The 26,585-nt window shown below is 72.0% G+C and carries 22 protein-coding genes; 12 read left to right on the forward strand and 10 right to left on the reverse strand.

Going from position 1 to position 26,585, the window contains the following annotated elements:
• Positions 1-44 precede the first annotated feature (44 nt).
• Positions 45-1,331 (forward strand): GNAT family N-acetyltransferase, encoded by a 1,287-nt coding sequence (locus ACIRFH_RS00665; RefSeq protein WP_403516304.1) that lies wholly within the window; start codon positions 45-47, stop codon positions 1,329-1,331.
• Positions 1,332-1,356: 25 nt separating this feature from the next.
• Here the strand turns inward: ACIRFH_RS00665 and ACIRFH_RS00670 are convergent, their stop codons facing one another.
• Together ACIRFH_RS00670 and ACIRFH_RS00675 are read right to left on the reverse strand one after the other, a co-directional pair.
• Positions 1,357-2,181 carry an Fpg/Nei family DNA glycosylase gene (locus ACIRFH_RS00670; protein WP_403516306.1) on the reverse strand — a complete coding sequence of 275 codons (825 nt, stop codon included), beginning with the start codon at positions 2,179-2,181 and terminating at the stop codon, positions 1,357-1,359.
• Positions 2,182-2,480: 299 nt separating this feature from the next.
• Positions 2,481-2,966 carry a ribose-5-phosphate isomerase gene (locus ACIRFH_RS00675; RefSeq protein WP_239768024.1) on the reverse strand — a complete coding sequence of 162 codons (486 nt, stop codon included), beginning with the start codon at positions 2,964-2,966 and terminating at the stop codon, positions 2,481-2,483.
• Between the two features lie 202 nt (positions 2,967-3,168).
• Here ACIRFH_RS00675 and ACIRFH_RS00680 point away from each other — a divergent pair, with 202 nt between their 5' ends.
• On the forward strand, positions 3,169-4,596 hold the full coding sequence (locus tag ACIRFH_RS00680; RefSeq protein ID WP_403516309.1) for an amino acid permease: 1,428 nt from the start codon (positions 3,169-3,171) through the stop codon (positions 4,594-4,596).
• A 77-nt stretch (positions 4,597-4,673) separates the two neighbouring features.
• Here ACIRFH_RS00680 and ACIRFH_RS00685 read toward each other — a convergent pair whose 3' ends face one another.
• On the reverse strand, positions 4,674-5,255 hold the full coding sequence (locus ACIRFH_RS00685; protein ID WP_403516311.1) for a biotin transporter BioY: 582 nt from the start codon (positions 5,253-5,255) through the stop codon (positions 4,674-4,676).
• Between the two features lie 397 nt (positions 5,256-5,652).
• Here ACIRFH_RS00685 and ACIRFH_RS00690 point away from each other — a divergent pair, with 397 nt between their 5' ends.
• The 3 genes from ACIRFH_RS00690 to ACIRFH_RS00700 all read left to right on the forward strand — a co-directional run bounded on the left by ACIRFH_RS00690 (position 5,653) and on the right by ACIRFH_RS00700 (position 8,198).
• A complete protein-coding gene (locus ACIRFH_RS00690) occupies positions 5,653-7,035 on the forward strand; it encodes an amino acid permease (protein ID WP_403516314.1) in 1,383 nt (460 codons plus the stop codon).
• Between the two features lie 145 nt (positions 7,036-7,180).
• The gene (locus ACIRFH_RS00695) at positions 7,181-7,822 is read left to right on the forward strand and encodes a superoxide dismutase (RefSeq protein WP_403516317.1); all 642 of its coding nucleotides are present in this window, start codon (positions 7,181-7,183) and stop codon (positions 7,820-7,822) included.
• 133 nt (positions 7,823-7,955) lie between these two features.
• Positions 7,956-8,198, forward strand: a complete 243-nt coding sequence (locus ACIRFH_RS00700; RefSeq protein ID WP_403516320.1) for a hypothetical protein — start codon at positions 7,956-7,958, stop codon at positions 8,196-8,198.
• A 4-nt stretch (positions 8,199-8,202) separates the two neighbouring features.
• Here the strand turns inward: ACIRFH_RS00700 and ACIRFH_RS00705 are convergent, their stop codons facing one another.
• A complete protein-coding gene (locus ACIRFH_RS00705; RefSeq protein ID WP_403516322.1) occupies positions 8,203-8,841 on the reverse strand; it encodes a DsbA family protein in 639 nt (212 codons plus the stop codon).
• Between the two features lie 148 nt (positions 8,842-8,989).
• Here ACIRFH_RS00705 and pepN (ACIRFH_RS00710) point away from each other — a divergent pair, with 148 nt between their 5' ends.
• The 4 genes from pepN (ACIRFH_RS00710) (at position 8,990) to ACIRFH_RS00725 (ending at position 17,989) form a co-directional block, all read left to right on the forward strand.
• Positions 8,990-11,572, forward strand: coding sequence for an aminopeptidase N (pepN, locus tag ACIRFH_RS00710; protein WP_403516325.1), 2,583 nt, complete (start codon positions 8,990-8,992; stop codon positions 11,570-11,572).
• Positions 11,573-11,907: 335 nt separating this feature from the next.
• Positions 11,908-12,957: a hypothetical protein gene (locus ACIRFH_RS00715; RefSeq protein WP_403516327.1), complete on the forward strand. Its 1,050-nt coding sequence runs from the start codon at positions 11,908-11,910 to the stop codon at positions 12,955-12,957.
• Between the two features lie 285 nt (positions 12,958-13,242).
• Positions 13,243-16,539, forward strand: coding sequence for a S8 family serine peptidase (locus ACIRFH_RS00720; RefSeq protein WP_403516330.1), 3,297 nt, complete (start codon positions 13,243-13,245; stop codon positions 16,537-16,539).
• A gap of 433 nt (positions 16,540-16,972) precedes the next feature.
• Entirely contained in the window at positions 16,973-17,989 is a 1,017-nt protein-coding gene (locus tag ACIRFH_RS00725) for an aspartate-semialdehyde dehydrogenase (RefSeq protein WP_403516332.1), read from the forward strand.
• Between the two features lie 9 nt (positions 17,990-17,998).
• Here the strand turns inward: ACIRFH_RS00725 and ACIRFH_RS00730 are convergent, their stop codons facing one another.
• Positions 17,999-18,478, reverse strand: a complete 480-nt coding sequence (locus ACIRFH_RS00730) for a DUF1203 domain-containing protein (RefSeq protein WP_403516335.1) — start codon at positions 18,476-18,478, stop codon at positions 17,999-18,001.
• Between the two features lie 112 nt (positions 18,479-18,590).
• On the opposite strand from ACIRFH_RS00730, the gene pepN (ACIRFH_RS00735) reads away from it, so the two are divergent.
• The gene (gene pepN / locus ACIRFH_RS00735; RefSeq protein WP_403516338.1) at positions 18,591-21,167 is read left to right on the forward strand and encodes an aminopeptidase N; all 2,577 of its coding nucleotides are present in this window, start codon (positions 18,591-18,593) and stop codon (positions 21,165-21,167) included.
• Positions 21,168-21,196: 29 nt separating this feature from the next.
• Here the strand turns inward: pepN (ACIRFH_RS00735) and ACIRFH_RS00740 are convergent, their stop codons facing one another.
• Complete coding sequence (locus ACIRFH_RS00740) at positions 21,197-21,397, reverse strand: DUF397 domain-containing protein (protein ID WP_403516341.1); 201 nt, start codon at positions 21,395-21,397, stop codon at positions 21,197-21,199.
• A gap of 8 nt (positions 21,398-21,405) precedes the next feature.
• Positions 21,406-22,257: a helix-turn-helix domain-containing protein gene (locus tag ACIRFH_RS00745; protein WP_403516344.1), complete on the reverse strand. Its 852-nt coding sequence runs from the start codon at positions 22,255-22,257 to the stop codon at positions 21,406-21,408.
• Between the two features lie 246 nt (positions 22,258-22,503).
• Here ACIRFH_RS00745 and ACIRFH_RS00750 point away from each other — a divergent pair, with 246 nt between their 5' ends.
• The gene (locus ACIRFH_RS00750; RefSeq protein WP_403516346.1) at positions 22,504-22,914 is read left to right on the forward strand and encodes an ATP-binding protein; all 411 of its coding nucleotides are present in this window, start codon (positions 22,504-22,506) and stop codon (positions 22,912-22,914) included.
• Positions 22,915-23,012: 98 nt separating this feature from the next.
• Here the strand turns inward: ACIRFH_RS00750 and ACIRFH_RS00755 are convergent, their stop codons facing one another.
• Positions 23,013-23,402, reverse strand: coding sequence for a MerR family transcriptional regulator (locus ACIRFH_RS00755; RefSeq protein WP_403516349.1), 390 nt, complete (start codon positions 23,400-23,402; stop codon positions 23,013-23,015).
• Between the two features lie 84 nt (positions 23,403-23,486).
• Here ACIRFH_RS00755 and ACIRFH_RS00760 point away from each other — a divergent pair, with 84 nt between their 5' ends.
• On the forward strand, positions 23,487-24,143 hold the full coding sequence (locus tag ACIRFH_RS00760; protein WP_403516352.1) for an SDR family NAD(P)-dependent oxidoreductase: 657 nt from the start codon (positions 23,487-23,489) through the stop codon (positions 24,141-24,143).
• 478 nt (positions 24,144-24,621) lie between these two features.
• Here the strand turns inward: ACIRFH_RS00760 and ACIRFH_RS00765 are convergent, their stop codons facing one another.
• A complete protein-coding gene (locus ACIRFH_RS00765) occupies positions 24,622-25,527 on the reverse strand; it encodes a LysR family transcriptional regulator (protein ID WP_403516355.1) in 906 nt (301 codons plus the stop codon).
• A 29-nt stretch (positions 25,528-25,556) separates the two neighbouring features.
• Positions 25,557-26,567, reverse strand: coding sequence for a DMT family transporter (locus ACIRFH_RS00770; RefSeq protein ID WP_403516358.1), 1,011 nt, complete (start codon positions 26,565-26,567; stop codon positions 25,557-25,559).
• Positions 26,568-26,585: the final 18 nt, after the last annotated feature.

Raw genomic sequence — 26,585 nt, forward strand, 5'->3', positions numbered from 1 at the left:
AAATTCCCTCGCCCGTCCTCGTGGGCCCTGGTAGGCATGTGCCCATGGGCGATGACGGCAGCGGCCGGACCGGCGGCAACGGCGACACCGGCGGGTTCGGCCCCGCGAACGGCCTGCGGGTTCTGCGGCCGGACGAATGGGACACGTGGTACGGGACGCTGATCCGTGCCTTCGGTGGCGTTCCGGAGCCGGCCGAGGAGCTGGCACTGTACCGGGAACTGACGCGGCACGACCGGTCCCTCGGGGTCTGGGACGGCGACGAGTGCGTCGGGACGGCGGGCGCGTTCGCCTTCCGGATGACCGTGCCCGGCGGCGCGCTCGTGTCCGCCGCCGGGGTCACCATGGTCGGCGTCGCCGCCACGCACCGGCGCCGGGGCGTGCTGACCTCGTTGATGCGACGGCAGCTGGACGACGTACGGTCCTGGGGCGAGCCGCTGGCCGTGCTGACGGCCTCGGAACCGGCGATCTACGGCCGGTTCGGTTACGGTGCCGCGACCTTCCAGGTGAACGCCGAGATCGAGACGGACCGGGTCCGTCTGTCCGTGCCGGACGGGACGGACGACGTACGGCTGCGGTACGCCGCGCCCGCGGACGTCCTCGACGCCTGCGAGGCGGTGTACGCGCGGCTGGTGCCCGGGCGGCCGGGGATGCTGGCCCGGCAGTCCGGCTGGGAGCGGCTGGGGCTGCTGGACCCGGAGAGCGGCCGGGACGGCGCGTCGCCGCTGCAGTGCGTGGTCGCCCGGCGGGACGGGCAGGTCACGGGATACGCGCGGTTCCGGGTGCGGCCGGACTGGGGGCCCACGGGGCCCGGCGGCACGGTGCTGCTGCAGGACCTGGCCGGGCTGGATCCGGCCACGCAGGCGGCGCTGTGGCGCTTCCTGTTCGACGTCGACCTGACGACGAGGCTGGTCACGCGCGGGCGGCCGGTCGACGAGGCGTGGCAGTACCAGGTGTCCGACATCCGGCGGTGCCGACCGCAGCTGCGGGACGCGCTGTACGTGCGGCTGGTGGACGTGGGGGACGCGCTGGCGGCGCGTACGTACCAGGCGCCGGTGGACGTCGTGTTCGAGGTCGAGGACGCCTTCTGCCCCTGGAACGAGGGACGTTGGCGGCTCACGGGGGACGCGAAGGGGGCGTCCTGCGAGCGGACGACCGACGCGGCGGATCTCGCCCTGTCCGTACGGGAGTTGGGGGCGGCCTATCTCGGGGGCGTGACGCTGGGGTCGCTGGGCGCGGCCGGGCGGGTGCGGGAGCTGCGGGCCGGCGCGCTGGCGGAGGCGTCGGTGGGGTTCGCGTCGGACGTGGCGCCCTGGCTGCCGCACGGGTTCTGACGGCCGGGGACCGCTCCGGCGGCGGTCAGTTCCGCTGGCAGGTCGGGCACCAGAAGAGGTTGCGGGCGGCGAGGTCGGCGGTGCGGACGGCGTCGCCGCACAGGTGACAGGGCGCGCCGGTCCGGCGGTAGACGTAGACCTCGCCGCCGTGGTCGTCGACGCGGGGCGGGCGGCCCATGGCCTCGGGGGTGTGCTCCGGGCGGACGGTGTCGATGCGGTTGGCGCGGACGCCCTCGCGCATGAGGGTGACGAGATCGCGCCAGATCGCGTCCCACTCGGCGGGGGTGATGTCCCTGCCGGGGCGGTACGGGTCGATGCCGTGCCGGAAGAGGACCTCGGCGCGGTAGACGTTGCCGACGCCGGCGATGACCTTCTGGTCCAGGAGCAGGGCGGCGATGGTGGTGCGGCTGCGGGAGATCCGGGCGTAGGCGGTGCGGGGGTCGTTGCCGTCGCCGGGCGGGCGGAGCGGGTCGGGGCCGAGGCGGTCGTGCACGGCCCGCTTCTCGGGGTCCGTGATCAGGGCGCAGGTGGTGGGGCCGCGGAGGTCGACGTACGCGGTGTCGTTGACGAGGCGGAGGCGGACGGTGTCCGTGGGCGGGGGCGCGGGGGTGGCGCCGAAGGAGACCTTGCCGAAGAGGCCGAGGTGGATGTGGACCCAGTCGGTTCCGGCGGCGCCGAAGCCGAGGAAGAGGTGCTTGCCGTGGGCCTCGGTGCGGGTGAGTTCGGTGCCGGTGAGGAGGGCGGCGGCGTCGGAGAACTTGCCCTGCGGGCTGGTGACGTGCACTGCCGTGCCGGCGAAGGCGGTGGCGTAGTCCTGGGCCAGCCTGTGGATCGTGTGCCCTTCCGGCAACGGGGGTTCCTTTCGTGCGCTTCTGCCCACCCACCCGTCCGACTCGGCCGGCCGGGAGGCGCGGCTCGCCCGGGGCGCCGCCCCGGCCCCCGGCGGGGACCGCGTCCCCTGTCCTCCTGGGGGTTCCGCCCACCCGGCGCGGTCGGCCGGGAGGCGGGACTCGTCCGGGGGGCCGCCCCGGGGCCTGGCGGGGACTCCGTCCCCGCGCCCCTCCCGGGGGAACGCCGCGCGCCCCTCATGAGGGGCCTTCGCCCCTCCCCCGTGCTCCCGCACCGGGGAAAGGCGGTCCGGCCTCGTCGTTACTGCTGCGGGTGGTGCGGGGGGATGGGCGGGAGGTCGCCCGTCGTCTCGTAGGACGACAGCATGTCGATGCGGCGGATGTGGCGCTCGTCGCCGGAGAAGGGGGTCGCGAGGAAGGTCTCGACGAACTTCGTCGCCTCCTCCTGCGAGTGCATCCGGGCGCCGACGGCCACGACGTTGGCGTTGTTGTGCTGACGGCCGAGGGACGCCGTCTCCTCGCTCCAGGCCAGCGCCGCGCGCACGCCCTTCACCTTGTTCGCCGCGATCTGCTCGCCGTTGCCCGAGCCGCCGATCACGATGCCGAGGGCGTCGGGGTCCGCGGCGGTCCGCTCGGCCGCACGGAGGCAGAAGGGCGGGTAGTCGTCCTGGGCGTCGTAGATGTGCGGGCCGCAGTCGACGGGCTCGTGGCCCGCGGCCTTGAGCCACTCGACGAGGTGGTTCTTGAGTTCGTAGCCCGCATGGTCGGAGCCGAGATACACGCGCATGGATCGAGTGTGACACGCGGCCCGCGGGGAAGCAGCGTCGGGTGTCGGCTGTGGAAGAGGAAGGGGCCGCGGAACCTCGGGGCAGACCCGGATAACGATCCGGAATCAAATGTTCCGGATTTCGTTCCCCTCCGTTTCACTGGTCCGGCTCGTACACCGCTCGTACGGGCGCACGCTCGACCGGCGCAAAGGAAAACACCCCATGACTTCGCAGCCGACCCTGACCAAGGCCGGGAACGGCCCCGGAGAGCCCGGAGAACCCGGGTCCGGGCTTCAGGCAGGACTCAAGAACCGCCATCTTTCGATGATCGCCATCGGCGGCGTCATCGGGGCCGGGCTGTTCGTGGGATCCAGTTCCGGTATCGCCACCGCGGGACCCGGAATCCTCCTGTCGTACGCCCTCGTCGGCACCCTCGTGGTGTTCGTGATGCGGATGCTCGGTGAGATGTCCGCCGCCAATCCGACGTCCGGCTCCTTCTCCGCGCACGCCGACCGGGCGCTCGGGCCCTGGGCCGGGTTCTCCATCGGCTGGCTCTACTGGTTCTTCTGGGTCGTCGTACTGGCCGTGGAGGCGACCGCCGGGGCCAAGATCCTCGAGGGATGGGTACCGGCCGTGCCCCAGTGGGGCTGGGCGCTCATCGTGATGGTGGTGCTGACCGCCACCAACCTCGTCTCGGTCGGCTCCTACGGCGAGTTCGAGTTCTGGTTCGCCGGGATCAAGGTCGTCGCGATCGCCGCGTTCATCGTCGTCGGCGGACTGGCCGTCTTCGGCGTGCTGCCGGGGGTCCACAGCGACCAGGCGGGGCTGTCCAACCTGACCGGGCACGGGGGGTTCCTGCCGCACGGCCCCGGCGCCGTCCTCACCGGTGTGCTGCTCGTCGTCTTCTCCTTCATGGGCAGCGAGATCCCCACCCTGGCCGCCGGTGAGTCCGAGGACCCGCAGCGGGCCGTGACCAAGGCGACGAACAGCATCATCTGGCGCATCGCCGTCTTCTACCTCGGGTCCGTCTTCGTCGTCGTGACCCTGCTGCCGTGGGACTCCCGCTCGATCGTCGACCTGGGCTCCTACGTCGCCGCCCTGGACTCCCTCGGGATCCCGAACGCCGGCGAGGTCATGAACGTCATCGTGCTGACGTCCGTGCTGTCCTGCCTGAACTCCGGGCTCTACACCGCGTCCCGCATGGCCTTCTCGCTCGGTCAGCGCGGGGACGCGCCGAAGGCGTTCGCCCGGACCACCCGGCGCGGGGTGCCGCAGACGGCGATCCTCTCGTCCGTCGTCTTCGGCTTCGTCGCGGTCTTCTTCAACTACAAGTTCCCCGACACGGTCTTCCTCTTCCTGCTCAACTCCTCGGGCGCCGTGGCCCTCTTCGTCTGGCTGGTCATCTGCTTCTCGCAGCTGCGTCTGCGGAAGATCATCCAGGCCGAGGCGCCGGAGAAGCTGGTCGTGCGGATGTGGCTGTACCCGTACCTGACCTGGGTGACCGCCGCGGTCATCGTGTTCGTGCTGGGCTACATGCTGACCGACACCGAGCACGACGGGCGCACGACGGTGCTGCTGACGATGCTCGTCGCGGCGGTCGTGGTCGTCCTCGCCGTCGTGAAGCAGCGGGTCGTCGCGCGGAGGAACTGACGGCGGCCCGACACGTGAGGGGGCCCGCCGGTCGCGCTGCGACCGGCGGGCCCCCTCACGTGTCGGCTCCTACGGCGTCACCGCTTGCCGGCCAGCTTCCAGGCGGTGGGCAGCACGCCCATGGCCAGGGCGGCCTTGAGGGCGTCGCCGATCAGGAACGGCGTGAGGCCGGCCGCGATCGCGGCGGTGAGGGACATGTCGGCGGCGAGGGCCAGGTAGGGGACGCCGACGGCGTAGATGATCGCCTCGCCCAGCAGCATCGTGCCGGCCGTGCGCAGCACCGAGCGGTCGGCGCCGCGGCGGGCGAGGGCGCCCACGACCGTGGCGGCGAGCAGCATGCCGAAGACGTAGCCGAGGGACGGGGCGCCGGTGCCGGAGCCGCCCTCCGCGAACCACGGCACGCCCGCCATGCCGACCAGCGCGTACAGCGCGAGGGACAGCAGGCCGCGGCCGGCGCCGAGGGAGGTGCCGACGAGCAGCGCCGCGAAGGTCTGGCCGGTCACCGGCACCGGGGAGCCGGGCACGGGCACCGCGATCTGGGCCGCGACGCCGGTGAGCACGGCGCCGCCGGCCACGAGCGCGACGTCCCGGACTCGGGAGGAGGGGAGGAGGTCGGCGAGGACCTGCCCGGTGCGGGCGGGGACGGCAGCGGTGCTCATGGGGACTCCGCGGTGGTGTGGACATGTCGGGACACCGTGACGCTATCCCAGCGGGCCGTAACCGATCACGAGCAGCGCCCGACAAAGGCGGGATCGGGTGCTTGGTGGGCTCCCGACAAAGAACGCCGGCTACACGCACTCCGGGGTGACACCGGTCACCGAGCTGGGGTCGTGAGCGTCACCCGGGGCCGCGGGCGGTGGCTGTGGGGTCCCGCCAAGGACGGAGCCGCTGAGGACCCGGACACCGCGGAGGAGCACGACACCGGCCGGCAACTGGACGATCACGTTCCGTATCCTGGCCGTCCACATCGTGGGCGGTCGCTGTCCCGGCGTGGCGGCACCGCCGAGACTGTGGGCGTTTTTACCCCCGTCCCCCACGCATTGGACGAGCCGCCAGATGTCCGACAGCACCACCACCGAGGCGCCGCCGCAGTCGGACGACGCCTCCCTCTCGCACGGCCTCAAGCAGCGCCACCTGTCGATGATCGCCCTCGGCGGCGTGATCGGCGCCGGGCTGTTCGTCGGTTCCGGGGCCGGCATCGCCGCCGCCGGGCCGTCGATCGTCGTCGCCTACACCCTCTCCGGCCTCCTCGTGATGCTGGTGATGCGGATGCTGGGCGAGATGTCCGCCGCGTATCCCTCGTCGGGCTCCTTCTCCGCCCACGCCGAGCGGGCGATCGGCCCCTGGGCCGGCTTCACCGCGGGCTGGTCGTTCTGGGTGCTGCTGTGCACGGCCGTCGGCCTGGAGGGCATCGGCGCCGCGCAGATCGTCCACGGCTGGCTGCCGGGCACGCCCGAGTGGGCGTGGGTGGCGCTGTTCATGGTGGTGTTCTGCGGGACGAACCTGGCCGCCGTGAAGAACTTCGGCGAGTTCGAGTTCTGGTTCGCCGCCCTCAAGGTCGGCGCGATCTCGCTGTTCCTGGTGCTCGGCGTGCTGGCGATCGCCGGCGTCCTGCCGGGCACCGACTCCCCCGGCACCTCCCACCTGAGCGACTTCCTGCCGAACGGCGGCGACGGCCTGATCATCGGCCTGCTCGCCTCGGTGTTCGCCTACGGCGGCCTGGAGACGGTCACCATCGCCGCGGCCGAGTCGGAGAACCCGGTCAAGGGCGTGGCGAGCGCCGTGCGCACGGCGATGTGGCGGATCGCGCTGTTCTACATCGGCTCGATGGCGGTCATCGTCACCCTGGTCCCCTGGGACTCCGAGGAGGTCGTGGCGAAGGGGCCGTACGTCGCCGCCCTCGACGAGCTGGGCATCCCGGGCGCGGGCCAGCTGATGAACGTCGTCGTGCTGGTCGCGCTGCTGAGCGCGATGAACGCCAACATCTACGGCGCCTCGCGCATCGGCTACTCGCTGGTCGAGCGCGGTCAGGGCCCGAAGGCGCTGGGCCGGGTGTCGGGCGGGGTGCCGCGGATCGCGGTGCTCGTCTCCTCCCTCTTCGGCTTCGGCTGCGTGCTGCTCAGCTACTGGCGGCCCGACGACGTCTTCTCCTGGCTGCTGAACATGATCGGCGCGGTCATCCTGGTCGTCTGGATCTTCATCGCCGTCTCCCAGCTGCGGCTGCGGCGCCGTCTGGAGCGGGAGGCGCCCGAGAAGCTGGTGGTGCGCATGTGGGCGTTCCCGTGGCTGACCTGGGTGGCGCTGGCGGGCATGGCCGCGGTGTTCGTACTGATGGCCCGCGAGCCGGACACGCGGGTGCAGCTGTACTCGACGGGCGGGATGACGCTGGCCCTGGCGGCCGTCGGCTACGCCCGGCAGCGGCGGCGGACGCGGGCCTAGACACCGCCGGACCTCCCGAAGGGCCGCCGCACGGAGACGCATCCGTGCGGCGGCCCTTTCGCGTGCCCCGGCCCCCTCGTACACCCTTCTGCTGCTAGCGTGCACCTGCAAGCCTTTTGCAATAAGAGGTCGGAGGGGATCCGTCATGCCCGTCTACACGCTTCCTGAACTGCCGTACGACTACTCCGCGCTGGCCCCCGTGATCAGTCCCGAGATCATCGAGCTGCACCACGACAAGCACCACGCGGCCTATGTGAAGGGCGCCAACGACACGCTGGAGCAGCTCGCCGAGGCGCGGGACAAGGAGCAGTGGGGCTCGGTCAACGGCCTGGAGAAGAACCTGGCCTTCCACCTCTCCGGCCACATCCTGCACTCCATCTACTGGCACAACATGACCGGCGACGGCGGCGGCGAGCCGCTGGAGAAGGACGGCGTGGGCGGGCTCGCGGACGCGATCGCCGAGTCGTTCGGCTCCTTCGCGGGCTTCAAGGCGCAGCTCACCAAGGCCGCCGCGACCACGCAGGGCTCCGGCTGGGGCGTGCTGGCGTACGAGCCGCTGAGCGGGCGCCTGATCGTCGAGCAGGTCTACGACCACCAGGGCAACGTCGGCCAGGGCTCCACCCCGATCCTGGTCTTCGACGCCTGGGAGCACGCCTTCTACCTGCAGTACAGGAACCAGAAGGTCGACTTCATCGAGGCCATGTGGGCCGTCGTCGACTGGCAGGACGTGGCGAAGCGGTACGAGGCCGCCAGGTCCCGTACGAACACGCTGCTGCTCGCCCCCTGACCGACCCGTGAGGCGTCCTGCCCCGTGATCGTCTTCTCACCGTTCACCCGGCAGGCGGCAACAAGGGAAGCCCCCGTGAGGACATGACTCGCGGGGGCTTCCGGTATGCGGCGGTCCGGGACAGAGTGTCGTAATGGCGACACAGAGGACGATGAAGGATTACTGCTGGACCTGCCGCGCGGACCAGCAGCACCGTCAGCTGAACAGGAAGGAGGAGGACTGGCTGAAGGAACGGCTGGGCCGGGCCGGCGTGGGCGAGTTCTGGCTCTGCGAGAACGTGCTGGACCCGGACACCGGCAAGCAGTGCCGCAATCTGCGCACGGGCTTCAACAAGAAACCCTTCGCCGAACCCATCAAGGTCCCCGTCCTGGACTGACCCGTCACAGGTTGCTGAAGTCCGGGCCCTGAGTGCGGGTGCGCTTGATCTCGTAGAAGCCGGGGACCGAGGCGACCGCGAGGGTGCCGTCCCAGAGCTTGGCGGCGTCCTCGCCCTTGGGGGCCGGGGTGACGACGGGGCCGAAGAAGGCGATCTGCTCGCCGTCGGCGCCGGGGACGGCGATGACGGGGGTGCCGACCTCCTGGCCGACCTTGTCGATGCCCTCCTTGTGGGAGACGCGCAGCTGGGGCTCGTAGGGGGTGGAGTCCCAGTGGTCCATGAGGGACTCGGGCAGGCCGACGTCCTTCAGGGCGGCGGCGACCGTCTCCCGGCCCGGCCCCTCGCCCTGGTTGTGGATGCGGGTGCCGAGGGCCGTGTAGAGGTCGCCGAGCACCTCGGTGCCGTGCTCCTCCTGGGCGGCGATGACGACGCGGACCGGGCCCCACGCCTTGGTCTCCAGCAGCTCGCGGTACTCCTCGGTCAGCTGGTCGAGCTTGTCCTCGTTCAGGACGGCCAGGCTCATCACGTGCCAGCGGACCTCGATGTCGCGGAGCTTCTCCACCTCCAGGACCCAGCGGGAGGTCATCCAGGCCCAGGGGCACAGCGGGTCGAACCAGAAGTCGACGGGGGTCTTCTGCGACATGTCTCTCCTCATGAGGCGGGCACGGCCGACTGCTTTCACCGGGCAACGCGGCGGGCCGCCCCCGCCATTCCCGGCTGCCGCGTGTCAGGGGCACATGGCAGGATCAGTGCTGTCCGCATGCTGAACACCACCCGAGGGAGTGCCGCCCGTGCCCGGTGAGAATCTGTCCCGCGACGAGGCCCGGGAGCGGGCCGCCCTGCTGTCGGTCGACGGGTACGAGGTGTCCCTCGACGTGCGTTCGGCGATCGGTGAGGCGGCGGGCCCGGGGCCGCGCACCTTCCGGTCCGTGACCACGATCCGCTTCCGCTGCAACGAGCCGGGGGCGAGCAGCTTCGCCGACCTGATCGCGCCGAGCGTGACCGCCGTGTCCCTCAACGGCCGCGACCTGGACCCGAGCGAGGTCTTCGACGGCTCCCGGATCGTCCTGGAGGACCTGGCCGCCGACAACGAGCTGATCGTCGACGCCCGGTGCGCGTACTCCCGCACCGGCGAGGGCCTGCACCGCTTCGTCGACCCCGAGGACGGCGAGGTGTACCTGTACACCCAGTACGAGCCGGCCGACTCGCGCCGGGTCTTCGCCAACTTCGAGCAGCCGGACCTCAAGGCGCCCTTCCGCTTCGAGGTGCGGGCGCCCGAGGAGTGGACGGTGTGGTCCAACGGCGCGGGCGAACGCGTCGACGGGGTGTGGCGGTTCGCGGAGACGAAGCCGATCTCGACGTACATCACGTGCGTGGTCGCGGGGCCGTACCACTACGTCACCGACTCCTACGAGCGCGTGTTCGAGGACGGGACGCGGCTGGAGATCCCGCTCGGCGCGATGTGCCGCAAGGGTCTCGCGCCGCACTTCGACGCCGAGGACGTCTTCCTGATCACCAAGCAGGGCCTGGACTTCTTCCACGACCGCTTCGACTACCCGTACCCCTTCGGGAAGTACGACCAGGCGTTCGTGCCCGAGTACAACCTCGGCGCGATGGAGAACCCGGGGATGGTGACCTTCCGGGAGGAGTACATCTTCCGCGGGAAGGTGACGCGGGCGTCGTACGAGGGCCGCGCCAACACGATCCTGCACGAGATGGCGCACATGTGGTTCGGCGACCTGGTCACCATGGAGTGGTGGGACGACCTGTGGCTGAAGGAGTCCTTCGCGGACTTCATGGGCGCGTTCGCCAACGTCGGCGCGACCCGCTTCAAGGACGCCTGGATCACGTTCGCCAACCGCCGCAAGGCGTGGGCGTACCGCGCCGACCAGCTCCCCTCCACGCACCCGATCACGGCCGACATCCGCGACCTGGAGGACGCCAAGCTCAACTTCGACGGCATCACGTACGCCAAGGGCGCCTCCGTGCTGAAGCAGCTCGTCGCGTACGTCGGCCAGGACGCGTTCTTCGAGGGCGCGCGGCGCTACTTCAAGCGGCACGCGTACGGCAACACGCGCCTCGGCGACCTGCTGTCGGTGCTGGAGGAGACCAGCGGGCGGGACATGAGCGCCTGGGCGCGGTCCTGGCTCCAGACGGCCGGCGTCAACTCGCTGACCCCGCAGGTGCTGCTGGGCGCCGAGGGCCGCGTCGACGAGCTGGCCGTCGTGCAGGAGGCCGCGGAGTCGCACCCCGAACTGCGGCCCCACCGGGTCGCGGTGGGGCTGTACCGGCGTACCGGCGAGGGCGCCCTGGAGCGGTACGCGCGCGCCGAGGTGGACGTCGAGGGTCCGCGCACGGTCGTGGCGGAGCTGGCCGGGGCCGAGGCGCCCGAGCTGGTCCTCGTCAACGACGACGACCTGACGTACTGCAAGACCCGCTTCGACGAGACCTCGCTGGCGACGCTGCGCGACCACCTGGGATCCCTGACCGACCCGCTGGCTCGGGCCCTGTGCTGGTCGGCGCTGTGGAACATGACGCGGGACGCGTTGCTGCCGGCGCGGGACTTCGCCGGGCTGGTGCTGCGGTTCGCGGGGCGCGAGTCCGACATCGGCGTCCTGCAGATGCTGCACGCCTGGGCCGGCTCGGCGCTGGTGCACTACGTGGCCCCCGACGGGCGCGAGGAGTGCGGCCGGCTGCTGGGCGAGGGCGCGCTGCGGGAGCTGCGGGAGGCGGCGCCGGGCGGCGAGCAGCAGCTGGCGTGGGCGCGGTTCTTCGCGACGATCGCCTCCGACCCGGCGGACCTGCGGCTGCTGCGCGGTCTGCTGGAGGGCACGGAGAAGATCGACGGGCTGGACGTGGACCAGGAGCTGCGCTGGGCGTTCCTGGAGCCGCTCGCCGCGCACGGGGAGGCCGACGAGGGCGTGCTGGCGGCCGAGCTGGCCCGCGACGACACGGCCTCCGGCAAGCGGCACCAGGTGCGCTGCCTGGCCGCCCGCCCGTCGGCGGCGGTGAAGGCGCAGGCCTGGGCGCAGGTCGTGGAGTCCGACGCGCTGTCGAACGCCCTGGTGGAGGCGACCATCGCGGGCTTCGCGCAGCCCTCGCAGCGGGAGCTGCTCGCGCCGTACGCCCAGAAGTACTTCGCGGCGATCGAGCGGGTGTGGAGCGAGCGGTCCATCCAGATCGGGATGGACGTGGTCCGGGGGCTGTTCCCGTCGCTGCGGGACTCCCAGGAGACGCTCGACGCGACGGACGCGTGGCTGTCCGCCCACGAGCAGGCCGCGCCCGCGCTGCGCCGGCTGGTCCTGGAGGCCCGGGACGACCTGGCCCGGGCGCTGCGGGGGCAGGCCTGCGACGCGGCCGCCGCCGGGCGCTGACGAGTCGGCAGGCCGGCAAGGGGCGGCGTGGGTGGCGTGGGGCGGGTTCGTCGGCCGCGGGGCTGCCGTGGCCGGCCGCGCGGTTCCCCACGCCCCCTGGGTGCTCCCCACGCCCCTCTGGGCGCTCCCGCACCCTTGATCTTTGGCCAATGATTGGGCGTTCCGTCATCGTTACGGAATTCAGTCAACAGCAGCCGTAACCTCTGGTCCGCACCTTTGCGGACCAGGGGTTTTCGGCATCCGAACACCCGTCCTTTAGGGCGGTCTTGTCCAGATTCGTCGATAGATGTGTAACAGCGGTTAAGGGGCGGACCGGACCCGGGAAAGTCCCGGTCATGACGCACAACACCCCGCTCTCCCCCCGCCCCCTCCACCACCTGGCCGACGGCCGGCGCCGCCTGATGACGGCCGCGCAGCTGCGGGCGCACGGTGTCTCGGCCGCCGAGGCCGTCGAGCAGTGCCGACCCGGCGGGCCCTGGCAGCAGCTGCTGCCGAACGTCGTCCTGCTCCACCCGGGTCCACCGACCAGTGACGAGCGGCTGCACGCGGTACTGCTGTACGCGGCCCGGGAGCGGCCCGCCGGCCGGGCCGCCGGGGTGCCGGTCCAGCCCGGCGCGGAGGGCTCGCCGGACCCCGCCTACGCGGAGGCCGTGATCACGGGCCTGGCCGCGCTGACCCTGCACGGCCTGTGCGCCGCTCCCCCGCTGCCGTCCCTGGACGCCATCGACGTCCTGGTGCCGCGCACACGCCGGCTGCGTTCCACGGGCTGCGCGCGGATCGTACGCACGGCCGCGCTGCCCGCCGCCGTGCAGGTGACCGGGGTGCCGGTGGCACCGGTGGCGCGGGCGCTGGCCGACGCGGTGGCCGGGCTGACGGACGCGGGCGTCGTCCGCCGGCTGCTCACGGAGGCGGTGCGCGGCGGACACTGCGAACCCGCGGCGGTGGTGCGGGAGCTGAACCGGGCGCGGCTGCTGGGCCGGCCGCACGTGGTGGACGCCGTGGACTCGCTGGTGGCCGAGGGGCGGGCGATCGCGGAGCAGCGCCTGTACCGGATGGTGCGCGAGCACGGTCTGCCGGACCCGGTGTGGAACGTCGACCTGCGGCTGCCCGGCGGCCCCCACCTCGGCGGTCTGGACGCCTACTGGCCGGAGCAGGCGGTGGCCCTGGAGCTGGACACCCGCGCCCACCGCCGGGAGGACGACGCGCTGTGGTCGGAATACGCCCGCAAGCGCGAGCACTTGGAACGGCTGGGCATCACGGTCGTGCACATCACGCCGCGCAAGCTGCGGGAGTCGATGGAGCACCAGGCGGCCGTGGTCCGTACGGCGTTGATGGCGGCCAAAGACCGGGAACCCGCCGCGTACGTCGTGGTACTGCCCCGGTAGTGACGGACCGGGACCGTACCAGGAGGGGAGAGGAGGGACCGGCGGGCGCGACTGCCCACCGGTCCCTCCTCACGTCCCACAGGATTGTCACAGGCCGTCCCTTACATCCCCGATGGCGTATGGCGGAAGTACGCCAGGACTCGCTGACATCTCGAACAACTCTCCCCGAACAACAACCCCTTGGGTAAAGCTGAGCGGTCATCCGGGATCGCATTCCGGACCGCTTCGACCAGGGCCGATCGACCCCGGTCGTTCCCGCTCGCTCCTTCACCCCAAGGGATGCCGATGACCCACACTCCCCAGCGCGAACCGATACCGGGCGCGAGACGTGCGGCCCGCACGGCCGTGGCCGCGGGCCTCGTGGCCGCGCTCTGTGCGGCCGGGCCGATACCCCTGGCCCTCGCGGCCGACGGTCCGGGCACCGGGATCGTGCCGCCGGCCGACGCTTCCGTCAAATCCGCGCCCGACAAGCTCGGTTCGGACGACGCGGACCGGCTCGCCGAGGCCAAGGCCGACGGCGCGAAGAACGTCACGATGATGATCGCCACCGCGCCCGGCAGGACCGAGCAGGTCGCCGAGGAGCTGGACGCCGTCGGCGGCGGCGCCGTCGGCCGCACCGACGACGAGCTCGGCTACGTCCGCGCCACCGTCCCCACCGGCAAGGCGGACTCGGCCATCGCCGCCGCCGCGAAGCTCTCCTCCGTGCACGGCATCGACCTGCGCGACGAGATCCCGCTGGACGACCCGACCCCGAGCGCGGACACGGCCAAGGGCGCCTCGCACCAGGGCCGCCCCTACCCGGCGCCGGACCGGAACACGCCCGCCGAGAACCCGTACAACCCGTCCTTCGAGACGGGCGCCGTCGACTTCGTGGAGAAGAACCCGAAGGCGGACGGCCGCGGCGTCACCATCGGCATCCTCGACTCCGGCGTGGACCTCGCCCACCCGGCGCTGCAGAAGACCACCACCGGCGAGCGCAAGATCGTCGACTGGGTCACCGCGACCGACCCGGTCGTCGACGGGGACGCCACCTGGCGGCGCATGGACACCGCGGTCTCCGGACCCGCCTTCACCTACGGCGGACAGAGCTGGACGGCGCCCGCCGGGTCCTACCAGGTCAACGTCTTCCGCGAGTCCGTCACCGCCGGCGGCGACGCCCAGGGCGACGCGAACCGGGACGGCGACACCACCGACTCCTGGGGCGTCCTGTACGACGCGCAGGCCGGCACGGTCCGCGTCGACCTGAACAACAACCACGACTTCGCCGACGACACCCCGATGAAGCCGTACAAGGACGGCTTCCAGGTCGGGTACTTCGGCACCGACGACCCGAAGACGGACGTGGCCGAGCGCCAGCCGTTCGTGGTCGAGATCCGCAAGGACGTCGTCGTGGGCGCCGGCGCCAAGGCCGACTTCGTCAACATCGGCGTCATCGAGTCCGAGCACGGCACCCACGTGGCCGGACTCACCGCCGCCCACGGCCTGTTCGGCGGGAAGATGAACGGCGCGGCCCCGGGCGCGAAGATCGTCTCCTCGCGCGCCTGCTCCTGGTCCGGCGGCTGCACCAACATCGCGCTCACCGAGGGCATGATGGACCTCGTCAAGAACCGCGGCGTCGACATCGTCAACATGTCCATCGGCGGCCTCCCGGCGCTGAACGACGGCAACAACGCGCGCGCCGAGCTGTACACGCGGCTCATCGACACCTACGGCGTCCAGCTGGTGATCTCCGCGGGCAACTCCGGCCCCGGCGCCAACACCATCGGCGACCCCGGCCTGGCCGACAAGGTCATCTCGGTCGGCGCGTCCATCTCCCGCGAGACCTGGGCCGCCAACTACGGCTCCGCGGTGGAGACCAAGTACGCGATGATGCCGTTCTCCTCGCGCGGCCCGCGGGAGGACGGCGGGTTCACGCCGACGCTCACCGCGCCGGGCGCCGCGGTCAACACCATCCAGACCTGGATGCCCGGCGCCCCCGTCCCGGAGGCCGGCTACCCGCTCCCGGCCGGCTACGGCATGCTCCAGGGCACCTCGATGGCCGCCCCGCAGGCCGCCGGCGCCTCCGCGCTGCTGCTGTCCGCCGCGAAGCGCGAGGGCATCGACCTCACCCCGGCGAAGCTGCGCACCGCGCTGACCTCCACCGCCGACCACATCAAGGGCGCGCAGGCGTACGAGGAGGGCGCGGGCCTGGTCAACGTGCCCGACGCCTGGCGGGCGATCGAGCGCGGCGCCGCCGCGCACGACTACACGGTCAAGGCGCCGGTCGACACCGCGATCGACCAGTTCCTGAAGACCCCGGGCTACGGCACCGGCCTGTACGACCGCGAGGGCGGCCTGAAGGCGGGCCAGAAGAAGACGTACGAGATCACGCTCACCCGCACCTCCGGCGCCGACAAGGCGATCCGGCACGAGCTGCACTTCGAGAACAACGCCGGGCGCACCTTCCGGATCGTCGGCTCCGACGAGGTGAAGCTGCCGCTGAACGAGCCGGTGACCGTCAAGGTCGAGGCGCGGCCGGGCTCCGCCGGCCTCAAGAGCGCGATCCTCGAGGTCGACGACCCGCGCACCGAGGGCATCGACAAGCAGGTCCTGACCACGGTCGTGGTCTCCGCGCCGCTGAAGTACACCTTCTCCGCGAAGGACTCCGTGCAGCGCAACAGCACCCGGTCGTACTTCGTGACCGTCCCCGAGGGAGCGAAGACGCTCGAGGTGGCGATGGGCGGGCTGAAGGACAGGAGCCAGACCCGGTTCATCTCCATCCACCCGTACGGCGTCCCGGCCGACACCACGTCCACGCCGTACTGCTACCACAACTACCTCGACGGCAACGGCTGCCGGCCCGACGTGCGCGCGTACGCCGACCCGCAGCCCGGCGTCTGGGAGATCGAGGTCGAGTCGCGGCGCACCTCGCCGCTGCTGGACAACCCGTACACCCTGGACGTCTCCGTCCTCGGCGTCGCCTTCGCCCCGGAGGTCGTGACCGTGCCCGAGGCCGAGGCGGGCACCCCGGTGACCGCCTCCTGGACGGTGACGAACCGGTACGCCGCCCTGGAGGGCAGGCTCGTCGGCGGCCCGCTCGGCTCGGCCGCGTCGTCCCGCCCGACGATCAAGCAGGGCGAGACGAGGACGACCACGGTCGAGGTGCCCGCGGGCGCCACGTCGCTCGACGTCGCCGTCGGAGGCGTCTCCGACGCGGCCTCCGACCTGGACCTGACGGTCTACGACAAGAACGGCAAGGTCGTCGGCACGTCCGCCGACGGCGACTCGGAGGAGTCGGTGTCGATCCCGGCCCCGGCCGCCGGCACGTACACCGTGAAGGTCGCGGGCTACTCGGTGCCGTCCGGCACCACCGAGTACGACTACCGGGACGTGTACTTCGCCGCGTCCCTCGGCTCGGTCACCGTGGACGGCTCGGCGCCGGTGAGGCTCGGCACGGGCGCCTCGGCGACGGTCACCGGCAACGCGACCGCGCTGGCCGCCGCTCCGGAGGGCCGTGAGTTCTTCGGCCGGGTCCAGCTGGTGAACGCCCGCGGCACGGTCGCGGGCCAGGGCAGCGTGCGGATCGGCACGGTCGTGCCGTAGTCCGGTCGTGCCGTAGTCCGGTACGGCGGACCTCGGGGGCGGGCGCCCGGTGGGGCGCCCGCCCCTTTTCCGTGCCCCCGGCGACCGGCCGGGCGCGGGCGAGGCGGCGGGGTGCCGAGGACCGCGCCGGTCTCCTCCCGGGGCCCGCGCCGTGGCGCGAGGCGTATGTCACATCGTCGTGTGCGGCCGAAAGGGATGGGCAGGGGCGGGACAGCACAGCTTGCGGCGCGGGGTCCGGCCGGGCTGAATTTCTGCAGCTCAGAGCGGGTTTTCACCGAAGGACCACGCCCGCTGCCCGAGCCACCGCGTCCCAGGGTGCGGGCACCTCGCGCAAAGGATTGGACAGGTGTGCCCGGCTGAGCCCCATGATGGAAAGGTCTCGGCCGAGCAACGCGCGCGTGAAGACACGCGCACAGACGGAGAAGGAGTCACCGTGAGGGTCGGAATCGTCGGAGCCACCGGTCAGGTCGGCACGGTCATGCGCAGGATCCTCACGGAGCGGAACTTCCCGGTCACCGAGCTGCGCCTGTTCGCCTCGGCCCGCAGCGCCGGCCGGGAGCTGGACGGGGTGACGGTGGAGGACGCGGCCACCGCCGACTACTCCGGCCTGGACATCGTGCTGTTCTCCGCGGGCGGCGCCACCTCCAAGGCGCTGGCCGAGAAGGTCGCCTCCCAGGGCCCGGTCGTGATCGACAACTCCTCCGCCTGGCGTCGCGACCCCGAGGTCCCCCTCGTGGTCTCCGAGGTGAACCCGCACGCGATCGCCGACCGCCCCAAGGGCATCATCGCCAACCCGAACTGCACCACGATGGCCGCGATGCCCGTGCTGCGTCCGCTGCACGCGGAGGCGGGGCTCGAGGCGCTGGTCGTCGCCACCTACCAGGCGGTGTCCGGTTCCGGCCTGGCCGGCGTGGACGAGCTGTTCGAGCAGGTGAAGAAGGTCGGCGACGACGCCCCGAAGCTCACCCACGACGGGTCGGCGGCCGAGTTCCCGAAGCCGGAGAAGTACGTCGCGCCGATCGCGTACAACGTGCTGCCGCTGGCCGGCTCGATCGTCGACGACGGTCTGCACGAGACGGACGAGGAGCAGAAGCTCCGCAACGAGTCCCGCAAGATCCTGGAGATCCCGGAGCTGAAGGTCTCCGGCACCTGCGTGCGCGTGCCCGTCTTCAGCGGCCACTCCCTCCAGATCAACGCGCGCTTCGCCCGCCCGATCAGCGTCGAGCGCGCCAAGGAGCTGCTGGCCGGCGCCCCCGGCGTCGCGCTCACCGAGGTGCCGACCCCGCTCCAGGCCGCCGGCCAGGACCCGTCGTACGTGGGCCGCATCCGCCGGGACGAGACCGTCGAGAACGGCCTCGCCCTGTTCGTCTCCAACGACAACCTGCGCAAGGGCGCGGCCCTGAACGCGGTGCAGATCGCGGAGCTGGTGGCGGCGGAGCTGAAGGGCTGACGCCCCCGGTCAACCCCTGGCGACCTCGTAGAGGAAGCAGCCGTACTCGACGGCCCGGACGTGGACGAACGCCACGGCCGGGTCGTCGAACGCTTCCCGGAGGGCGGGCTCGAAGGCTTCCGGCTCCTCGACCAGCCGCCCGCCCAGGATGCGCCCGTCGGCGGAGTAGCGGCGCAGGGTGCGGTGCGAGTTGGTGAAGGCCGGGCCGTCCCCCTCCGGCCCCGCGCACTCCTCGGCGTGGACGAAGACCGGCCCCTGCTCGTCGTACGGGCCCGGGTCGGCGCCCGTCGCCGCCGCCCAGCGGCGCAGCGGGGCGTAGGAGACCAGGGTGATCCGCTCCCCGGGCACGCTGTGGCGCAGGCAGCAGCGCAGGGGCGTGCCGCCCTCGTCGTCGGTCACGGGGACGGGGACGCGGCCCGCGTCGTCGGCGGTGCGCAGTTCCTTCAGGACGGTCGGCGCGATGGGCCGTACGGTGTGGTGGCTGCTCATGGCACCAGGCTCGCCCGCCGACGACCCGGCGACCGGCGGGAAACGGACATCGCGTTCCGTGCGGGTGCCGTGGAAGGATGGTGCAACCCACACATAACGAGGAGATGACCGCGTGCCTGGCACAAACCTGACTCGCGAAGAGGCGCAGCAGCGGGCGAAGCTGCTGACCGTTGACTCGTACGAGATCGATCTCGACCTCACCGGCGCGCAGGAGGGCGGCACCTACCGGTCCGTGACCACGGTGCGCTTCGACGTCGCGGAGACCGGCGCCGAGTCCTTCATCGACCTGGTCGCGCCGGCCGTCCACGAGGTGACCCTCAACGGCGACGCGCTCGACCCGGCCGAGGTGTTCCAGGACTCCCGCATCGCCCTGCCGGGGCTGCTGGAGGGCCGCAACGTCCTGCGCGTGGTCGCCGACTGCGCGTACACCAACACCGGCGAGGGCCTGCACCGGTTCGTCGACCCGGTCGACGACCAGGCCTACCTCTACACCCAGTTCGAGGTGCCGGACGCCCGCCGCGTCTTCGCGAGCTTCGAACAGCCGGACCTGAAGGCGACCTTCCAGTTCACCGTGAAGGCGCCCGAGGGCTGGACGGTCATCTCCAACTCGCCGACGCCCGAGCCGAAGGACAACGTCTGGTCCTTCGAGCCGACCCCGCGCATCTCGTCGTACATCACGGCGCTGATCGTCGGCCCGTACCACTCGGTGCACAGCGTGTACGAGAAGGACGGCCAGTCGGTGCCGCTCGGCATCTACTGCCGGCCCTCGCTCGCCGAGCACCTCGACGCGGACGCCATCTTCGAGGTGACCCGGCAGGGCTTCGACTGGTTCCAGGAGAAGTTCGACTACCCGTACCCCTTCAAGAAGTACGACCAGCTCTTCGTGCCGGAGTTCAACGCGGGTGCGATGGAGAACGCGGGCGCGGTCACCATCCGCGACCAGTACGTGTTCCGCTCGAAGGTCACCGACGCCGCGTACGAGGTGCGGGCGGCGACGATCCTGCACGAGCTGGCGCACATGTGGTTCGGCGACCTGGTCACCATGGAGTGGTGGAACGACCTGTGGCTGAACGAGTCGTTCGCCACCTACGCCGAGGCCGCCTGCCAGGCCGACGCGCCCGGTTCCAAGTGGCCGCACTCGTGGACGACGTTCGCGAACTCCATGAAGACCTGGGCGTACCGGCAGGACCAGCTGCCGTCCACGCACCCGATCATGGCGGACATCAGCGACCTGGACGACGTGCTCGTCAACTTCGACGGCATCACGTACGCCAAGGGCGCGAGCGTGCTCAAGCAGCTCGTCGCCTACGTCGGCCAGGACGCGTTCTTCCGGGGCGTGCAGGCGTACTTCAAGCGGCACGCGTTCGGCAACACCCGCCTGTCCGACCTGCTGGGCGCGCTGGAGGAGACCTCCGGCCGCGACCTGAAGACCTGGTCGAAGGCGTGGCTGGAGACGGCCGGCATCAACGTCCTGCGCCCCGAGATCGAGACGGACGCCGACGGTGTCATCACGTCCTTCGCGATCCGCCAGGAGGCCCCGGCCCTGCCCGCCGGCGCCAAGGGCGAGCCCACGCTGCGCCCCCACCGCATCGCGATCGGCGCCTACGACCTGGACGCCGACGGCAAGCTGGTGCGCGGCGACCGCGTCGAGCTGGACGTGGACGGCGAGCTGACGGCCGTGCCGCAGCTGGTCGGCAAGGCCCGCCCGGCGGTGCTGCTCCTGAACGACGACGACCTGTCGTACGCCAAGGTCCGCCTGGACGAGCAGTCCCTCGCGGTGGTCACCGAGCACCTGGGCGACTTCACCGAGTCGCTGCCGCGCGCCCTGTGCTGGGCGTCGGCCTGGGACATGACCCGCGACGCGGAACTCGCCACCCGCGACTACCTGTCCCTGGTCCTGTCCGGCATCGGCAAGGAGTCCGACATCGGCGTCGTGCAGTCGCTGCACCGCCAGGTGAAGCTGGCCATCGACCAGTACGCCGCCCCCACCGCCCGCGAGACGCTGCTCACCCGCTGGACCGAGGCCACGCTGGCCCACCTGCGCGCCGCCGAGCCCGGCAGCGACCACCAGCTGGCCTGGGCGCGGGCGTTCGCGGCCACGGCACGGACGCCGGAGCAGCTGGACCTGCTGGACGCGCTGCTGGACGGCACGACCACGATCGAGGGCCTGGCCGTCGACACCGAGCTGCGCTGGGCGTTCGTGCAGCGACTGGCGGCCGTGGGCCGGTTCGGCGGGGCGGAGATCGCCGCCGAGTACGAGCGGGACAAGACCGCCGCCGGTGAGCGCCACGCCGCCACGGCGCGGGCCGCCCGCCCGACCGAGGCGGCCAAGGCGGAGGCCTGGGAGTCGGTCGTGGAGTCCGACAAGCTGCCGAACGCCGTGCAGGAGGCGGTCATCGCCGGCTTCGTCCAGACCGACCAGCGCGAGCTGCTGGCGCCGTACACGGAGCGGTACTTCGAGGCGCTCAAGGGTGTCTGGGAGTCCCGTTCGCACGAGATGGCCCAGCAGATCGCGGTCGGCCTGTACCCGTCGGTGCAGGTCTCCCAGGAGACCCTGGACCGCACGGACGCCTGGCTGGCCTCCGCCGAGCCGAACGCGGCCCTGCGCCGACTGGTCTCGGAGTCCCGTTCGGGCGTGGAGCGGGCCCTGAAGGCCCAGGCGGCGGACGCGGCGGCGGCCGGCGAGTAGGCGGTACGCGTATCAGGGGCGCCCGGCACTCACGCCGGGCGCCCCTGGTGTTCCTTGAGGGCGCCGACGAAGGCGGTGAAGGCGGGAGCGGGGAGGGAGAGGGTGCCGCGGGAGGGGTTCTTGGAGTCGCGGACGGCTATGCGGCCGTGGCGGCGGGCCACTTCGACACAGGCGTTGCCTTCGCCGCCACCGGAGTAGGACGACTTCTTCCAGATGTCGCGGTCTGTCATCGCGGTCCTCACAGCTCCTTGGCCAGGCGGTGGATGAACTCACGGGAACGCCCTGGTTCGAGCGCCACCGTCTCCAGCCTATGGAAGAGTTTTCGAAAGCGGAGGAGCTGAGCCTCGGCATCGATGAACACCGTCCCGTGCGGTCCGTCGCGGACGACGGTGTCCAGTGCGGGAACCGCGCCGCCGGCGTACACCATGGCGCTTCCGGCCCCGCCGAAGCCGTCCATGTCGAAGGGGATGACGCGCACGCTGATGTGGTCCGCATCGGAGAGGTCCAGGATGCGCCGCAGCTGGGTCTTCGCCTGGGCGCGGTCACCGACCCTGATCCGCAGGGCGGCTTCGTGGATCACCGTTTCGTACGGAACCGGGTCCGGTCTCTCGATGATGACCTGGCGCCGCATGCGGTGCTCCACCCAGCGGTGCACGGCCTCCTCGGGGAACTCGGGGTTCACGTACGAGAAGAGGGCGCGGGCGTAGTCCTCCGTCTGCAGAAGCCCCGGAACGTGCAGGAAGTCCACGTCCCACCGGAAGCGGGCGTGGTGCTCCAGCTCCGACAGGTCGAGGAACGAGTTGGCCAGCACGCCCCGGTACTCCTCCCACCAACCTCGGCTCCGGTCGGTGGCCATGGCCACCAGCGCCGACACCAGTTCCTCATCGGTGCAGGCGTAATGGGCGGCGAGCCGCCGCAGACGTTCTTCACTGACTCCCGCGATGCCGGACTCGATCTGGCTCACCTGCACGGAGTTCACCCCGAGCAGACTCGCCGCCTCGGTCGCCTTCAGACCGGCGGCTTCTCGCAGCTTCCGAAGCTCGGTGCCCAGGCGCTCCTGGCGGGCCGTGGGCTGTCGTCTGGGCGGCATGGCCCCCTCCTCTCAACGGCCGCTTCGGAGCGACTCGTTCGGGGAGCAGATTACGCGACGGGCTTGCACCGTAATAAATTTATGCCATACCGTCGGTGACGCAGTGAGCACCCAACGGAGTCACGGATGCCGGAAGTGCACCGTTCCGTCCTGCCATGACGGAACGGCAACGACACCGCGTCCCGCGACCACGGCCCGCCTGCCCTCCTCTTCCTTTCCTCCTCCTCCGGACAAGCAGGAGTCCGCATGCCCGGGACCGAACCGTGGGAGTACTCCCTGTACATCCCGAACGACCCGAGAGCCGTCACCGTCTGCCGCCGCACCCTGCGCCTGGTCCTCACCGTGCACGGCCTGATCCGCCTGGTCGACGTGGCGGAGCTGCTGGCGACGGAGCTGGTCTCCAACGCCGTACGGCACACCAAGGGGCCGGCCGCCCTGCGGGTGCGCTGGTCCGGGTCCGGGGTCCTGCGGATCGGCGCCTGGAACGCGGACCCGACGCCGCCCGAACCCCCGCAGTCCTTCGTCCCCGACCTGGAGCGGGAGGACGGCCGGGGTCTGGCCCTCGTCCGCGCCTGCGCCGACGTCTGGGGCTGGCAGTCACTGACGAGGGACGGCAACCAGGGGAAGTACGTGTGGTGCGAGCTGGGTGCGGCTTAGGGCACGGCATCGCCCCCTGCGTTCTGACGAACCTCGAAGTCAGCCGCCGACGGACGGTCTACGGCGCACTCGATGCCGGGGCACGCGACCGGCTTGGCTCATAGAGCGGTCTCGCGCGGCGCGTCTTCACCCTCCCGAGGGGCCGTGGCGAGAACGGCGTCCAGCATTCGCCGGGAACTCTCCAGTCGGCTGATCGCCTCGGTGATGCGGACGCGTTCGCGCCGCAACTCCCCGACGAAGGTCGGGCATCCGGACGGCACCCTCAGTTCGTCCTTGTCGCGCACACAGTGCACGACCTTGCCGATAACCGCGGTGGAGAGCCCTGCGGCGAGCATGGCCCGGATGTGGCGCACCATGGCGACGTCTGCCTCCGCGTACTCGCGGTAGCCGTTGCCCGACCGGGCCGGCCGGAGCAGCCCCTGCTCCTCGTAGTAGCGCAACAGCCTTCTGCTGACCCCGGTTTCGCGGGCGAGGTCGCCAATTCGCATCGGAGGCCTTCCCCTTGACCTTCACATTGATGTGACGCCTTACCGTCCCCAGTATCGCTGATCACGAAAGGGAGGAGCCGGATCATGCCGGGTGCGGTGATCATTGGTGCGGGACCGGGGATCGGGCAGGCAGTCGCCTGTCGGTTCGCCCGGGAGGGGATGCCGATCACGTTGATCGCCAGGAGCGGGCAGACGCTGCGCGTCGTCGCGGACGGGCTTGCTCCCCATGACGTCCCGATCATGACGTTGCAGGCCGACAGCACCGACCGGGCCGAGCTGGACGCGGCCCTGGACCAGGCCGTCGGCGAGCACGGCGTACCGGAGGTTGCCGTGTACAACGCCGCGCTCGTCCGCGCGGACGGGCTGGGCGAGTTGTCGGTGCGCGAGCACATGGAAGCATGGGCGGTCAACGTGGTCGGCGCACTGAATGCCGCAGCGCGCCTCGCGCCGGCAATGGCGGCGCGAGGGAGCGGAACGTTCCTCGTCACAGGCGGCATGCCCGAACCCAAGCCGGAGTATGTGAGCCTCTCCCTGGGCAAAGCGGGCGTCCGGACCCTGATCGCGCTGCTCGATCAGCGGTACGGCTCCTTCGGGGTCCACGCGGCGAGCGTCACCGTGGATGGCCCGGTCGCCCCCGGCACCGACTTCGACCCCGACGACATCGCCGAGCACTACTGGCGCCTGCACACACAGCCGCGCCACCTGTGGGACCGCGAGGTGCTGCACGCCGGCCCCTCCTGACAGCACGCCGCCGCCGAGAACCGGCGAGCCGCCCGTTCCGTCGAACGATCCGCTTCACGGACTGCCGCTCACGACCGACGGGAAGCCCCTGAGGGGCCGTCACACCGGGCGCGAGGGAAGCCGCTTCAAGTGGGCGGAGGCTCCGCGGGGGCGCGGTGGGAGCATCCCCGTACCCGCGGAGATGCTCCCCTGCTGAGGGGCTGCCGCCTCGTCCGGTCTGTGCGACGGGAGGAGCCCGGTGCCGACGAGGTCGAGCGCCGGCGGTACGAGCGGTTCGGCCGGCCGGGCCGCTTCGCCGGGTGTGAGCGCGCCCCCAGAGGCGGCTGCGAACTCGCCGGTGAGCTTCTCGACCGCGGGTACGGACCAGGAACCCCGTTCAGCGGCAGTCTCCCGCCGCTGGACGGCGACCCCGCCGAGACCTTCCGCGCACTCGTCGATGACCACCCCGCCGCGGAGGTTCCGCAGCCGACCGCCGCCTTCAGCCGTCGATGCCTCCCGCGGCCTGTCGCAGGGCCGTGAGGACCCTGCCCACCGCGCCGCCCTCGCCCGCGCCCTTGCGGACGGCCGCGACGATGTGGCGGACCGGGCGGTCGGTGCGCAGGTCGCGCATCACCACGCCGTCGCGCGGCACCGCCGCCGTGCGGGGGACCAGGGCTACGCCCATGCCCGCCTCGACCATCGCCAGGATCGCCGTCCAGCCGGCCGCCGAATGCCCCTGGTGGGGGCGGAAACCGGCGGCCTCGCAGGCGGTTCGGGTGATGTCCGACCAGGGGCCGCTGCCGCCGAAGATCCACGGCTCGGCGGCCAGGTCCGCCAGCCGCAGCCCGGCCGCCGAGGCCAGCGGGTGGTCGCGGGGCAGGGCGACGTCCAGCGGGTCGGCGAGCAGCGGTACGCGGGTGAAGCGGGGGTCGGCGGCGGTCGGCGCCTCGGCCGCCAGGGACAGGGCCAGGTCCACGTCCTGGGCGGCCAGCAGTTCGTACGCCTCCTGCGCCTCGGTCTCCCGCACCCGCACCGTGATGCCGGGGTGCGTCGCCCGCAGCGCGGTCACGGCCGGTACGACGAGGGCGGGCACGGCGGTGGAGAAGGCGCCGACCCGGACCTCTCCGGCCTCGCCCCGGACGTGGGCCGCCAGGTCGGCCTCCGCGCGCTCCAGCTGCTCGAACACCGCCTCCGCGTGCCGTAGTACCAGGCGGGCCGCGTCCGTCAGGCGGACCCGCCTGCCGTGGGCCCGGAGGAGTTCTACGCCGAGTTGGCGGGAGAGGTTCGTCAGCTGCTGGGACACGGCCGACGGCGTCATGTGCAGCGCCTCGGCCGTCGCGGTCACCGTGCCCCGGTCGCGCAGCGTCCGCAGGATCTGCAGCTTGCGGATGTCCCAGTCGGCCATGGCGGCAACCTATCCGCGGGCCGCCCTCCTCACCGACGCGCCCCCGCGCCGAGTACGACCCCGCCCAGGATCAGCGCCATGCACCCGGCCTGTGCCCAGCCGGTCGGCTCGGCCAGCAGTACCCAGGACAGCAGGGCGACGCACACCGGCTGGAGGTAGTAGACGACGCCCGCGCGGCTCGGGCCGATCAGGGAGACCGCCTTGTTCCAGGCGAAGAAGGCCACGGCCGAGGAGGCGACGCCGACGTAGAGGAGGGGCAGGACGGTGCCGGCCGTCAGGGTGAAGCCGCCCTGGACGGCGAGGCTGACGCCCTGGGCGGGCAGCAGGAGGACGGTGCCGAACAGGAACGTGGTGAAGAGGAAGGCCACCCCGTCCAGGCCGTCGGGCCGGCGGCGCAGCAGCGCGCTGTAGGAGCCGAAGCAGCAGGCGGCGGCGATCATCCACAGGTCACCGGCCGAGAAGGACGCCCCGTCTCCTCCGACGAGCAGCAGCACGCCCGCGCAGGCGATGAGGAGCCCGGCGATCCGGCGGGCGCCGAGGCGGGTGCCGCCCGCGCGCTCGTAGACCGCCATCAACACCGGCGAGGCGGCCATGATCATGCCCATGTTGGCGGCGGGGGTGGTGACTCCGGCCTGGTTGACGAGCGTGTTGTAGACGGTCACGCCGAGCAGGGACGCGAGGAGCACGAAGCCGAGGTGGCGGCGGATGAGCGCGCGTTGCCGCCAGGCCCGGCGGGCGCCGAAGGGGGCGACGACGGCGAGGGCGATCACCCAGCGCCAGAAGGCGTGCTGGACGGGTGGGACGCTGTCGCCGAGGGCGCGGGAGGTGACGAAGCTGCCGGACCAGACGAGGGTGGCGAGGACGGCGAGCGCGAGGCCGAGGGCGACGGGGCCCGTGGGCTTCGGCCGGGAGCCGGGAGCCGCCGGGCCGGAAGCCTCCGGGCCGGAAGCCGCCGGGGCGGGACCCGTCGGGGCGGGACCCGTCGGGGCGGTGGGCGGTTCGGTGGGTGGTTCGGCGGTCCGGCGGTCGGCTATGGCCACGGAGGTCCTTTCCCGGTC

The sequence above is a fragment of the Streptomyces sp. NPDC093586 genome, assembly GCF_044764905.1.
GTDB lineage: Bacteria > Actinomycetota > Actinomycetes > Streptomycetales > Streptomycetaceae > Streptomyces.

Bases quoted from the DNA above. Each gene is read 5' to 3' on its own strand.
- ACIRFH_RS00715 (WP_403516327.1), top strand. From the start codon at position 11,908: ATGACGCACAACACCCCGCTCTCCCCCCGCCCCCTCCACCACCTGGCC.
- ACIRFH_RS00765 (WP_403516355.1), bottom strand. From the start codon at position 25,527: ATGGCCGACTGGGACATCCGCAAGCTGCAGATCCTGCGGACGCTGCGC.
- ACIRFH_RS00760 (WP_403516352.1), top strand. From the start codon at position 23,487: ATGCCGGGTGCGGTGATCATTGGTGCGGGACCGGGGATCGGGCAGGCA.
- ACIRFH_RS00665 (WP_403516304.1), top strand. From the start codon at position 45: ATGGGCGATGACGGCAGCGGCCGGACCGGCGGCAACGGCGACACCGGC.
- ACIRFH_RS00755 (WP_403516349.1), bottom strand. From the start codon at position 23,402: ATGCGAATTGGCGACCTCGCCCGCGAAACCGGGGTCAGCAGAAGGCTG.
- ACIRFH_RS00740 (WP_403516341.1), bottom strand. From the start codon at position 21,397: ATGACAGACCGCGACATCTGGAAGAAGTCGTCCTACTCCGGTGGCGGC.
- ACIRFH_RS00705 (WP_403516322.1), bottom strand. From the start codon at position 8,841: ATGTCGCAGAAGACCCCCGTCGACTTCTGGTTCGACCCGCTGTGCCCC.
- ACIRFH_RS00720 (WP_403516330.1), top strand. From the start codon at position 13,243: ATGACCCACACTCCCCAGCGCGAACCGATACCGGGCGCGAGACGTGCG.
- ACIRFH_RS00680 (WP_403516309.1), top strand. From the start codon at position 3,169: ATGACTTCGCAGCCGACCCTGACCAAGGCCGGGAACGGCCCCGGAGAG.
- ACIRFH_RS00695 (WP_403516317.1), top strand. From the start codon at position 7,181: ATGCCCGTCTACACGCTTCCTGAACTGCCGTACGACTACTCCGCGCTG.
- ACIRFH_RS00745 (WP_403516344.1), bottom strand. From the start codon at position 22,257: ATGCCGCCCAGACGACAGCCCACGGCCCGCCAGGAGCGCCTGGGCACC.
- ACIRFH_RS00700 (WP_403516320.1), top strand. From the start codon at position 7,956: ATGGCGACACAGAGGACGATGAAGGATTACTGCTGGACCTGCCGCGCG.
- ACIRFH_RS00750 (WP_403516346.1), top strand. From the start codon at position 22,504: ATGCCCGGGACCGAACCGTGGGAGTACTCCCTGTACATCCCGAACGAC.
- ACIRFH_RS00730 (WP_403516335.1), bottom strand. From the start codon at position 18,478: ATGAGCAGCCACCACACCGTACGGCCCATCGCGCCGACCGTCCTGAAG.
- ACIRFH_RS00675 (WP_239768024.1), bottom strand. From the start codon at position 2,966: ATGCGCGTGTATCTCGGCTCCGACCATGCGGGCTACGAACTCAAGAAC.
- ACIRFH_RS00685 (WP_403516311.1), bottom strand. From the start codon at position 5,255: ATGAGCACCGCTGCCGTCCCCGCCCGCACCGGGCAGGTCCTCGCCGAC.
- ACIRFH_RS00690 (WP_403516314.1), top strand. From the start codon at position 5,653: ATGTCCGACAGCACCACCACCGAGGCGCCGCCGCAGTCGGACGACGCC.